This is a genomic window from Synechococcus sp. W4D4, from assembly GCF_047716805.1.
Taxonomy (GTDB): domain Bacteria; phylum Cyanobacteriota; class Cyanobacteriia; order PCC-6307; family Cyanobiaceae; genus Vulcanococcus.
This window is the reverse complement of the sequence record NZ_CP180404.1, coordinates 1,582,058-1,592,054: the sequence shown is the minus strand read 5'-3', so window position 1 is coordinate 1,592,054 and position 9,997 is coordinate 1,582,058. Positions and strand designations below refer to the sequence as shown.

15 protein-coding genes are annotated in these 9,997 nt (G+C 65.4%); 9 read left to right on the top strand and 6 right to left on the bottom strand.

Translation table 11 applies throughout. The annotated features are described in order from the left end of the window. The 7 genes from ACLM42_RS08915 to ACLM42_RS08885 all read left to right on the top strand — a co-directional run bounded on the left by ACLM42_RS08915 (window position 1) and on the right by ACLM42_RS08885 (window position 5,017). Window positions 1–1,743 carry a sodium:solute symporter family protein gene (locus ACLM42_RS08915; protein WP_415398869.1) on the top strand — a complete coding sequence of 581 codons (1,743 nt, stop codon included), beginning with the start codon at window positions 1–3 and terminating at the stop codon, window positions 1,741–1,743. 24 nt (window positions 1,744–1,767) lie between these two features. After that, window positions 1,768–1,893 (top strand): hypothetical protein, encoded by a 126-nt coding sequence (locus tag ACLM42_RS08910; RefSeq protein ID WP_010315253.1) that lies wholly within the window; start codon window positions 1,768–1,770, stop codon window positions 1,891–1,893. A 38-nt stretch (window positions 1,894–1,931) separates the two neighbouring features. Further along, the gene (locus ACLM42_RS08905; protein ID WP_247910224.1) at window positions 1,932–2,732 is read left to right on the top strand and encodes a HEAT repeat domain-containing protein; all 801 of its coding nucleotides are present in this window, start codon (window positions 1,932–1,934) and stop codon (window positions 2,730–2,732) included. Between the two features lie 65 nt (window positions 2,733–2,797). Then, window positions 2,798–3,010 carry a DUF2997 domain-containing protein gene (locus ACLM42_RS08900; RefSeq protein WP_247910225.1) on the top strand — a complete coding sequence of 71 codons (213 nt, stop codon included), beginning with the start codon at window positions 2,798–2,800 and terminating at the stop codon, window positions 3,008–3,010. Further along, window positions 3,010–3,402, top strand: coding sequence for a DUF1257 domain-containing protein (locus tag ACLM42_RS08895; protein WP_247910226.1), 393 nt, complete (start codon window positions 3,010–3,012; stop codon window positions 3,400–3,402). Before ACLM42_RS08900 ends, ACLM42_RS08895 begins: the two co-directional genes overlap by 1 nt. Before the next feature lie 20 nt (window positions 3,403–3,422). Next, window positions 3,423–3,818 carry a ferredoxin gene (locus ACLM42_RS08890; RefSeq protein WP_247910227.1) on the top strand — a complete coding sequence of 132 codons (396 nt, stop codon included), beginning with the start codon at window positions 3,423–3,425 and terminating at the stop codon, window positions 3,816–3,818. Then, entirely contained in the window at window positions 3,818–5,017 is a 1,200-nt protein-coding gene (locus ACLM42_RS08885; protein WP_415398868.1) for an aldo/keto reductase, read from the top strand. The genes ACLM42_RS08890 and ACLM42_RS08885 overlap by 1 nt, the downstream gene beginning before the upstream one ends. Here ACLM42_RS08885 and rsmG read toward each other — a convergent pair. Beyond that, window positions 5,014–5,742 (bottom strand): 16S rRNA (guanine(527)-N(7))-methyltransferase RsmG, encoded by a 729-nt coding sequence (gene rsmG, locus ACLM42_RS08880; RefSeq protein ID WP_415398867.1) that lies wholly within the window; start codon window positions 5,740–5,742, stop codon window positions 5,014–5,016. The genes ACLM42_RS08885 and rsmG overlap by 4 nt on opposite strands. Before the next feature lie 55 nt (window positions 5,743–5,797). Between rsmG and ACLM42_RS08875 the strand changes: the two genes are divergently transcribed. Together ACLM42_RS08875 and ACLM42_RS08870 are read left to right on the top strand one after the other, a co-directional pair. After that, entirely contained in the window at window positions 5,798–6,325 is a 528-nt protein-coding gene (locus tag ACLM42_RS08875) for a J domain-containing protein (RefSeq protein ID WP_415398866.1), read from the top strand. After that, a complete protein-coding gene (locus ACLM42_RS08870) occupies window positions 6,252–6,518 on the top strand; it encodes a DUF3143 domain-containing protein (RefSeq protein ID WP_247910231.1) in 267 nt (88 codons plus the stop codon). Before ACLM42_RS08875 ends, ACLM42_RS08870 begins: the two co-directional genes overlap by 74 nt. On the opposite strand, the gene ACLM42_RS08865 is transcribed toward ACLM42_RS08870, so the two are convergent. The 5 genes from ACLM42_RS08865 to ACLM42_RS08845 are packed head-to-tail and all read right to left on the bottom strand — an operon-like array spanning window position 6,515 to window position 9,965. Beyond that, the gene (locus ACLM42_RS08865; protein WP_247910232.1) at window positions 6,515–6,679 is read right to left on the bottom strand and encodes a hypothetical protein; all 165 of its coding nucleotides are present in this window, start codon (window positions 6,677–6,679) and stop codon (window positions 6,515–6,517) included. The genes ACLM42_RS08870 and ACLM42_RS08865 overlap by 4 nt on opposite strands. Continuing rightward, on the bottom strand, window positions 6,676–7,353 hold the full coding sequence (bioD, locus tag ACLM42_RS08860; RefSeq protein WP_415398865.1) for a dethiobiotin synthase: 678 nt from the start codon (window positions 7,351–7,353) through the stop codon (window positions 6,676–6,678). The genes ACLM42_RS08865 and bioD overlap by 4 nt, the downstream gene beginning before the upstream one ends. Continuing rightward, the gene (locus ACLM42_RS08855; RefSeq protein WP_415398864.1) at window positions 7,350–8,126 is read right to left on the bottom strand and encodes an SAM-dependent methyltransferase; all 777 of its coding nucleotides are present in this window, start codon (window positions 8,124–8,126) and stop codon (window positions 7,350–7,352) included. Before ACLM42_RS08855 ends, bioD begins: the two co-directional genes overlap by 4 nt. Then, window positions 8,113–8,808, bottom strand: a complete 696-nt coding sequence (locus tag ACLM42_RS08850; protein ID WP_415398863.1) for an alpha/beta hydrolase — start codon at window positions 8,806–8,808, stop codon at window positions 8,113–8,115. Before ACLM42_RS08850 ends, ACLM42_RS08855 begins: the two co-directional genes overlap by 14 nt. Beyond that, window positions 8,805–9,965 carry an aminotransferase class I/II-fold pyridoxal phosphate-dependent enzyme gene (locus ACLM42_RS08845; protein WP_415398861.1) on the bottom strand — a complete coding sequence of 387 codons (1,161 nt, stop codon included), beginning with the start codon at window positions 9,963–9,965 and terminating at the stop codon, window positions 8,805–8,807. Before ACLM42_RS08845 ends, ACLM42_RS08850 begins: the two co-directional genes overlap by 4 nt. Window positions 9,966–9,997: the final 32 nt, after the last annotated feature.

Sequence of the window (9,997 nt, the reverse complement as noted above, 5' to 3'; positions counted from 1 at the left end):
ATGACCCGCATCGACTGGGCCATCGTCATCGGCTACCTGGTGGCGAGCCTCTTCGTTGGCCTCTGGCTGGCCCGCCGGAATCGGAGTGAGGCCGATTACTTCGTCGCGGGTCGTCAGCTCAAGGGTTGGTTGGCTGGTGCCTCGATGGCGGCCACGACCTTCTCGATCGATACGCCCCTCTATGTGGCCGGTCTGGTGGGGGTGCGCGGTCTCGCCGGTAACTGGGAGTGGTGGAGCTTCGGCGTGGCCCATGTCGCCATGGCTGTGGTGTTCGCTCCGCTGTGGAGACGTAGCGGCGTCCTGACGGACGCGGCCCTAACGGAACTGCGTTACGGCGGGGCAACGGCCGCCTGGTTACGCGGCATCAAGGCGTTTTTGTTTGCCCTGCCGATTAACTGCATCGGCCTGGGCTATGCCTTTTTGGCCATGGCCAAGGTCAGCGAGGCCCTGGGCTTGGCGCCCACTCCTCAGGCCAAGGTCACCCTGCTGGCCATCGTGGCTCTACTGGTCTTGATCTACACCGCTGCGGGGGGACTCTGGGCGGTCGTGGTCACGGACCTGCTCCAGCTCGTCCTGGCCTTGATGGGGGCCATCGCGGTGTCGGTGGCGGCGGTCCATGCGGCCGGTGGCATGGATGCCCTGCTGGAGAGCATTCGCGGTTTGGCTCGGCCGGAGTTGCTTTCTCTGGTGCCCTGGCAGGTCGAGGGGGGACGACTGCAGTGGCTCGATGGCGCTGGGATTTCGATCGCCACCTTCAGCTCTTATTTGGCTCTGCAGTGGTGGAGCTTTCGCCGCAGCGATGGCGGTGGCGAATTCATTCAGCGGCTGCTCGCGACCCGCGATGAGCATGAGGCCCGCACCGCCGGTTGGGTCTTCCTCGCGGTGAACTACGTCCTGCGTAGCTGGCCCTGGATTGTGGTGGCGTTGGCCGCCGTGGTCTTGCTGCCCAACCAGACCGACTGGGAGCAGAGCTATCCCCTGCTGGCGGTGCAGCTGCTGCCCCCCGTGGCCCTGGGGTTGGTTGTGGTCTCGCTGGTGGCTGCCTTCATGAGCACCGTCAGCACCTCGGTGAATTGGGGGGCGAGCTACCTCACCCATGACCTCTATCAGCGCTTTGTTCGGCCTCAGGCCAGCGAGAAGGAACTGCTCCTGGTTGGTCAGCTGGCTTCGGTGTTGCTGGTGGTCTGCGGTGTGCTGACCGCCCTGATGAGCAACAGCATTGGCACGGTCTTCCGTTTGGTGATTGCCATGGGAACCGGACCGGGAGTGGTCCTTGTCCTGCGCTGGTTCTGGTGGAGGGTGAATGCTGCGGCTGAACTGGCGGCGTTGCTCGGGGGTTTCTTGATTGGCTTCTCCACCTCCGTCGTGCCCGTTCTGCGCATTGACGATTACGGGATTCGTCTCCTGGTCACCACGCTGCTGACGGCGGTGCTGTGGCTGCTGGCAATGTTGGCGACCCCGCCGGAATCACCGGAGGTTCTGGAGAGCTTCGTTCGGCTGGTCCGTCCTCCGGGGCCTGGTTGGACCCAGTGGCGCCGCCGCACGGGAGTCACTGCCGATGAAACCCTGTCAGGCCTGCTGCTGTTGTTGATCGCCGGTTGTGCCTTGCTCTTTGGTGCCCTGCTTGGAATCGGTGGCTTCCTGTTGAAGCTGCAGTTCTGGGGTTGGGGTGGTTTGGTTCTGGCGGTGGTCGGTGCGTTGTTGCTGCGCCGCGGCAGCGGTCGTGTGCCGGCGGAGGGATGATGGCCCTACCGCTCAGCCTGATCCGTGCAGTTTCTTCGCTCCACCCTGCTTCCAGCCGCCATCGTTTTGTTGTTTGGCCTGGCCCTGTTTGCAGTCAGTGCCCGCATCTGGCTACCCGGCGATATGGCAGCCCCCGCGCCGGTTGGCTGAGCTGCTGAGCGGGGAACCAGGGCCACTACGATTGGCCTATGGCAGCCTCTCCGCTCGAGTCTTCGAAGGGCTCGTCAGACCTGGATTTCGACTCTGAATTACTAGAGCGAGAGCTCGCAGAAGAGGATCTTGGCGATCCTCTCGACGAGCTGGATTCAGGAGAGGCCTCCCCCGCTGATGCAGCTGCGGAATGCGACCTTGGACTACGCCTGCTCGAGGGTGGTCACGATGAGCAGATGCAGGGGTTGCGCATTTTTTGTGAGCACCGCGATCCACGGGCGCCGGCCAAGCTTCTGCCGCTTCTTGACGCCAGCTGTCCGATTCTTCGGATGAGTGTTGTTTACGCACTCGGACGAAATCCTTCGGTGCAAGCGCTGACGCCCCTTCTCCAGTTGCTTCAGAACGACAGCAACGGATATGTGCGTAAAGCAGTGGCCTGGAGTCTGAGCAGCTACCCAGACGCTCCGATCATGAACCCGTTGATCAGGGCACTGGAGACAGATATTTCTGCGGTTCGCCTCTGGGCCGCCAGTTCCTTGGCCGATGCTGGCTCCACAGGCCTGGCCAAAGCGGATCAGGCCGCGGGGCAGCTGCTCTTGGCTCTCAAAATTGATAGCGAGCCGGTGGTGCGCAGCAACAGCGCCTGGTCCCTGGGTCGCCTCTATGCCGATCTGGTGGAACCCCGCCAAAAAGAGGTGGTGGAGTCCCTGCTGAACGCCATGCTCCATGACGCTGACTTGGCCGTTCGCGATGAGGCCCGGATGGCCCTGGAGCAGCTGGAGAACCCCCTGGTTCTGGAGCGTCTGCAGACCCTGGTGGATGAGGGACTGCTGGCATAGCGCCTTGTTCCACTCAGCAACCGGCTCTCGCGGCTAGCATCACCAAGCACCGCCCGTGTCTCGGGATGGCCCAGCAGACGATCCGCTTTCGCATTCGGCCCGATGGCCGCGTGGAAGAGGTCGTGGAGGGCATCGCCGGCCACGGCTGCGAGCAGCTCACCGAGCGGATTGAGGACAAGTTGGGTGTTGTTCAACAACGCCAGCCCACCTCCGAAGCCTTCCAGGGCCAAGCCACAACAGTCCGGCCCGAGCAGACTCTTTCGTCCCAGGTCTCCTGATGTCGCATTTCAGCACCGTCAAAACAGAACTGCGCGATCGCTCCGCTCTGATTGATGCCCTGAAAGATCTGGGCCATACCCCCATGGAGGGGGAGTGCCAAGTTCGTGGCTACCGCGGTCAAACCGTGACTGCCGATCTCTCGATCCCGACTGAGGGTGCCGGCGACCTGGGTTTTCGTTGGAATGCCGCCACGGGCAGCTACGAGCTCGTGACTGATCTCGACCTCTGGAGTCAGCCGGTTCCCGTCGAGCGCTTCCTCTCCAAGCTCACCCAGCGCTACGCCCTGCGCAGCATCCTGGCCGCCTCGGCGCAAGAAGGATTCCAAGTGGCCGAGGAGCGCCAAGAGCAGGACGGCACGATTGAGCTCGTCGTCACCCGCTGGGACGGCTGACGCCTCGGTAGGACTCGGCCGTGGGGATCGATCCCTCCATTGCGTTTTCCGCTGCAGCGGCCCCGGCCATTGAGCGCAGTGGCGTGGAACCTGTCCTCGGTGGAGCCCTTCGCCAGAAAGCGGTCTGGGTTGATGAGGCGGTGTGCATTGGTTGCCGCTACTGCGCCCATGTGGCGGGTAACACCTTTGTGGTGGAAGCCGATTGGGGCCGCTCCCGTGCCATCCGTCAGGACGGCGACAGCACCGAGACGATTCAAGAGGCCATCGATACCTGTCCTGTCGATTGCATTCATTGGGTGAGTTACGAGGAGCTGCCGGAGCTTCAGGAACAAACCCGTCATCAAGAACTCCAACCCCTGGGTTTACCAACGCCGGTCCGTTCCCGGCGTACCTTTCCGAGGCGGGAGCCCCATTGATGCTTCCGACACGGCGGTTTGGCCGCACCGAACTGGCCATGCCGGTGTTGTCCCTCGGTGGGATGCGCTTCCAGCAGAGCTGGTCTGATCTGCCGCCGGATCAAATCACCGCCAAGAGTCAGGAGAATCTGCGGGCCACCCTCTCAGCGGCCGTGGACCATGGGTTCCACCATGTCGAGACGGCGCGGCATTACGGCAGCTCGGAACGCCAGCTGGGTTGGTTGTTACCCCAGGTCCCCGATCCAGAGCGGATTCTGCAAACCAAGGTCCCACCCCAGGACGATCCTGAGGCCTTCGAAGCCGAGCTCCAGCTGAGCTTCGAGCGCTTGGCTGTTGATCGGGTGGATTGCCTGGCCATCCATGGCATCAATCTCCCTGAGCATCTGCAGGCCACCCTCAGGCCGGGTGGCTGCATGGAGGTGGCCCGGCGTTGGCAGCAGGACGGCCGGGTCGGTTCCGTGGGCTTCTCCACCCATGGCCCCCTCGAGCTGATTGAGGCGGCGATTGACAGCGATGCCTTCGACTACGTCAATCTCCATTGGTATTTCATTCGCCAAGAGAACGGCCCCGCGATTCAGGCGGCCCGCTCCCATGACATGGGGGTCTTTGTGATCAGTCCCACCGATAAGGGGGGGCATCTTCACAGCCCCTCAGCGCGACTGCTGGAGCTGTGTGCACCGCTGCACCCGATCGTCTTTAACGACCTGTTTTGCCTGACCCATCCCGGGGTTCACACCATCAGTGTTGGTGCGGCGCGGCCGGAGGATCTGGCCTTGCATCTCGAGGCGGTGGCGTTGCTGCCCCAGGCCGCTGAGCTGTTGCCTCCGATTGTGAGTCGTCTGCAGGAGGCACGTCTTGCGGCCCTCGGCCAGTCCTGGATGAGCAGTTGGCAGCAGGGATTACCGAGCTGGCAGGACACGCCCGGTCAGATCAATCTCCCAACCCTGCTCTGGCTGCACAACCTTCTCGAGGCCTGGGATCTGCAGAGCTACGCCAAGGCCCGTTATGGCTTGCTTGGTGCGGCCAGTCACTGGTTCCCAGGTGCCAATGCGGATGCCCTCGACCAAAGCGTCTCTGAGGCACAGCTCAAGGCGGTGCTTCAGGCCAGTCCTTGGGTTGAGCAGATTCCAGGGATCCTGCGTCGTCTGCGGGAGAGGGTGGGGGGAACCCCTGTCAAGCGCTTGATGCAGGACGACTAATCGCCCAGCGGGAACTTGCTCGGGATCCCCACCGCCCGGGGGTAGGTCTTCGGGCAGGTTTCGGTTGGGCTCAGCAGGATCGCCGTCCGCTGTCCGCGCTCTGCCGGCAGTTCTTCTTGGCGGCAGGACTGGATTTGGGCCTTGAGCTGCCTGGCGGCCTTCTCGAGTTGGGTCTGATCCTCAGGCCCCCACTGTCCGCGATAGAGCAGGGCCTGCCCCCCAGGGGCCAGTAGGGGAACGAGATATTCCGCCACCACCGGGGCGGCGGCGACCGCGCGGGCCATGGCTAGATCGAATTGGCCGCGGCAGCGTTTTTGCCGCCCCGTGAGCTCGATGCGCTCGCAGCGCAGGTCCACGCGATCCCCCAGACCGAGGCTCTGGGCCATCGCTTCGACGGCCTGGGTTTTGCGCCCCACCGAATCCACCAGGGTCAGTTGCGCCTGGGGGAAGGCAATCGCTACAACGAGGCCCGGAAAGCCCCCGCCCGTACCCACATCGATGCAGCGCAGCGGGGCATCGGGGTTCTGCCGCAACTGCGGCACCAGCGGCCAGAGGCTGTCGAAGATCTGGGCGATCCAGAAGTCGTCCCCCTCCACCAGCCGCGTCAGGTTGACCCGGCTATTCCAGTCGCGCAGGACGTCCTGGAGTTGGACAAACCGCTGCAGCTGCTCGTCGCTGGGTCTCCAGTGCAAGGCCTCCCATAGTGCGTCTGCTGGAGCTGGCATCCCCTGGGCTGATCTCGTCACACTCTCTAGGATCCTCCCCAACCGGTGTCCTGCGTTGGCGGCTGCCAATCATTACGAGCTGCTGGAGGTGCCCAGCGAGGCGTCCACCCAGGAGTTGCGGCGGGCCTTTCGCAGCCTGAGCAAGCGCTACCACCCTGACACCACTGAACTGCCCGAGGACGAGGCCAGGGAGGCCTTTCGGCGCCTCCAGCAGGCCTATCTCACCCTCAGTGATCCCGAGCGCAGGCGCAGTTACGACGCCACCCTGCGGGGAACACTTCGGGTGGTCCTCCCCCAGCCCTCGGTTCGGACGGCGCCGAAGCCGGTTCCGGTCCGCCGCCCCCTCTCTGGGGGCGAGTGGTTCGCCCTGCTGCTGCTGGTCTTGGCGGTGGCCTTCAGCCTGGTCCTGGGCGTCGGCCTGGCCTGGTCCCGCGGGGTTGAATTCCTCAAGCCCCCCAGCTGGGTTGCGGATGGTGGGCAAACTGAGGCATCAAGTCCGCTGCTTGTGGATGTCGGATCTGCCGCCACCTCAGACCCCGCTGTACAACCACCCTCTGCCGGTTCTGGAGCGTTGGCTGGCTGAGCTCGGAGGGATTCAGCGCGGTCACCACTCCTGTGAATGGGACCTGACCACCCTCGACTGGCGCGCTGAGTTGGTTTTGGGTGCAGAGGAACTCACGGTGCGCTGGGGAGAGGGTGCTGCGGCTGTGGAGCGCCACTTTCCCTATGGCTTAACCCGAGCTGACGTGCAGGCTGCGATTTTCGCGGGCCCTTAGAGCCGGCGCTTGCAGACCTCGCTTTCCTTCTCGCTGAGGGTGGAGAACGGTCCGCAGTTCACCCAACGCACGAAGGACAGTTCGATGTCGGTGAAGAGCACCAGGATCCCTGCGCAGAGGGCCGTGACCGCAGCGATGACCGCGACAGAGGAGGGTTTCATGGGCGGCTCGTGACCCCCATGAGCTTATGAACGAGCTCCAGGTCCTGCCACTGCTGTTGCAGCGCCACGGCATCGAGGCTTGGTAGCGGTGGTAGGCAGCCCAGGACCGGAATCCCCGAGATGGCCTCGAGGGTGGCCGCATTGTTGGGATGGGGCTCCCCATTGAGCAGGATCCCGAGGATCGAGAGATCCCTGCTGCGTAGGGCTTCGATCGAGAGCAGGGTGTGGTTCAAGGTGCCCAGGCCCGAGCGCGCCACCAACAGCACCGGCAAGGTCCAGCGTTGCAGCTGCTCGATCTGCAGCCAATCCAGCCGCAGCGGCACGAGCAGGCCGCCGGCGGTCTCCACCACCAAAGGGCCTTCCACGGCGGGTAGGGCCAGCCGCTCGCACTGAATGGGTGGATTGTCCCCGGGTTCCAGCTCGGCCGCCCAATGGGGGGAGACCGGGGCCTGGAAGCGATAGGCCTCAGGCAGGACCCGTGCGTCTGGAAGGCCTAGCCAGCGCTGAACCCGTTCGCGGTCCCCTTCACCGTTCTCCAGACCGCACTGGACCGGCTTCCAGTAGGTCGCCTTCAGGCCCTGCACGACGAGGGCGCTGACCACGGTCTTGCCGACATCGGTGTCTGTGCCGCAGATCACCAACCGCTGGTCCGCGCCGAGAGGGGTATGCGTCATGGCTTTTGTCCCAGGAGCAGCAGCACCTCCCAAACAATGGCCTCCTCCGGGCCGGGCCAGGCCCGCAGTAGGCGGCGGAGTTGTCCTGGATTCAGCTGGGGACTGCGGCTGGCCTGGGCGCCGATTGCTTTGATCTGCTGCAGGAACCAGAGTCCGCCCCGGTTGGGACGGCTAAAGCGGAGCACCTGGGCTTCCTTCAGCTCCAACCGTTGTTGGGCGCAGGCGATTAAGCCTTGCGCGCTGGGCAGCTCTAGGGCGGTGCAGGGGACCCCGGCACGCTCAGCGGCCTGGTGCCAGAGGGAAAAGCTTCCGGAGGTGGGAAGCCCCAGGATCAGCCAGCCCCCGGTTTGGAGTTGGTCGCACCAGTGCTCCAGCTGCTCCTCAGGTTGCTCGAGCCATTGCAGGGCAAAACTCGAGACCAAGCCCGCGGGCTGCTCCAGGATCGGCGGGAGACCTTGGTTGAGGTCCCATTGGACCTGCGGGGCGTTGTCGCTGGCGCCCTGCTCGAGTAGGGCGGAGCAGGCATCGATACGAAGCCAAGGACCTTGCCCCAGGGTGGTGGCGAGGGCCCGGCTCAGAAGCCCACTGCCTGCCCCCAGATCAGCCAGGGGACCGGGGGGAAAGCTCACCCCATGGCGGGCGCTCAGGCCCGCCAGGCGTTGGGCGACAGCCGCCTGGAGGCGCGCGCGATTCGGGTAGCGGCTGGCTCCTTCGCTGAAGCAGCCGCGGACCGCCTCGCTAAAGCACGGTTCCGGCGAGTCAGGCCTGGACATCGGCAATCCAATCCAGCACGGCGTCCGGCAAGGCGGGATCGATCAGGGAGTGCCCCAGGTCGCTGCGTGTCCACACCGTGGCATGGGGCAGTCCTTGCTTGAGTTCTTGTCGGCTGGCGGCGGTCACGATCTGGTCCTGGGCGGCCTCCACAATCAGCACGGGGATGCCGCTGGGGAACCCGGCCGGAAGGCCGCCGGTGGAGCCCAGACGAGCGAGATCCTCAAGCAGCCGGGCCCGCCCTTCGCTGCTGATGCCCTGCTCGAGGGGCCCCTCTGGCAGCAGTGATCTGGACTGCGGCGCCGCAGCCTGTTGCAGGAAATCCCGCAGTTGCTCCTGCTCCTCCCCGGCCTGGATGCGGCGCGCCATGGCCCGCAGGGCCGCGCTGATCGCTCGCCCCTCTCGGCCTTCGGGGACAAAGCGTGTGAAGCTCGCCAGCAGGACGGCCGCTGTGGCCTCACGCCAGAGGGCCTCGCTCAGCAGATGGGGACCGAAGGAGTGGGCAATCACCACCCGCTGCTGGGTTCCAGAGCTCCAGTTGGGCTGCAGGGGGGATTCCCTGCCGTAGCCCCGTTCCCCGCAGCAGAAGGACCAGCCCCGCGCAGCAGCGCCTGCCGCCCAGGGGGCCCAGCTGCGGTGATCCCCAGCCCAGCCGTGCATGCCGATGAGTTGGATGCCGCTCATGGTCTCCCGAGGGCCTTGATCAGCCGAGACAAGGTGCCGGGGGGGCAATCGTGGCGAAGCACCAGTCGTAATCGCGCCGTCCCAGCGGGGACGGTGGGGGGGCGGATGGCCACGCTCAGGAGGCCTGCCTGCTCGAGCTGCTCTTGCAGCGCTAGGGCGCGGCGGTCCTCCCCTACCACCAGAGGCAGGATGGGGCCGCTCCCCAAGGGCCTTGGCCAGCCGGCCGCCTCGAGGGCATCACGCCAGCGCTCAGCCCGCGCCAGCAGCGCCAGGCGTTCAGGCTCTCGCTCCTGGATGGCCCGTAATCCTGCGGCTGCCGCCGCCACCAGCGGCGGTGCCAGGGCTGTGCTGTAGCGAAATGGCCCGGAATGCTGCAGCAGCCAGTCCCCCACCGTGGCGTTCCCCGCCAGGAAGGCTCCACCAGAGCCGAAGGCTTTGCCGAAGGTGCCGCTGATCAGGCTGATTTCCGGGATCCCGTAGCCCAGGCCGCGGCCCCCTTGGCCGAGTATCCCAAGGCTGTGGGCTTCATCCAACAGCAGGGCGGCCCCATGGGTTCGGCAGAGCTGCGCCAAGGCGGTGACATCGGGCGAGCTGCCCTCCATCGAAAACAGGCTCTCGCTGAGCACCAGCAGCCGGCGCTGGGGGGCATCACGCCTGGCCCGATCCAACTGGTCTTTCAGGTCGGCGAGGTTGTTGTGCTGGAAGCGCCGCAATTTGGCGCCCGTGGCTTGGATCCCCACCAGCAGGGAGTGGTGAATCAGGCGATCCGCGATCACCCAGGTGTGTCGGTCCGCCAGGGCCTGAACCGCGGCGATATTGGCTTGGAACCCGCTGGGATAGAGCAGGACTCGCTCGCGTCCCAGCCAATGGCCTAGGGCTTGCTCGAGCTCGGCGTGGACTGGGCGTGTGCCGCTGATTAAGCGGGAGGCCCCGGCTCCAACTCCCACGGCCTCGATGGCCGCGGTGGCGGCCTGCTGCAGGGCTGGATCGCGGCTGAGACCGAGGTAGTCGTTGCTGGCTAGATCCAGTAGGGGCAGGGCCTCACCGGCAAAGGTGGCCTGGCCCGCCGGCTCCAGGCTGCGGAGACTGCGGCGGCGCGCCGGGGGGAGGGCCTCCAGATCAGCGGCCAGGGGTGCCAATGGATCGGCTGCGTCCATCGCCCCAGCTCTGCCCTCGGGTGAATGTCCTC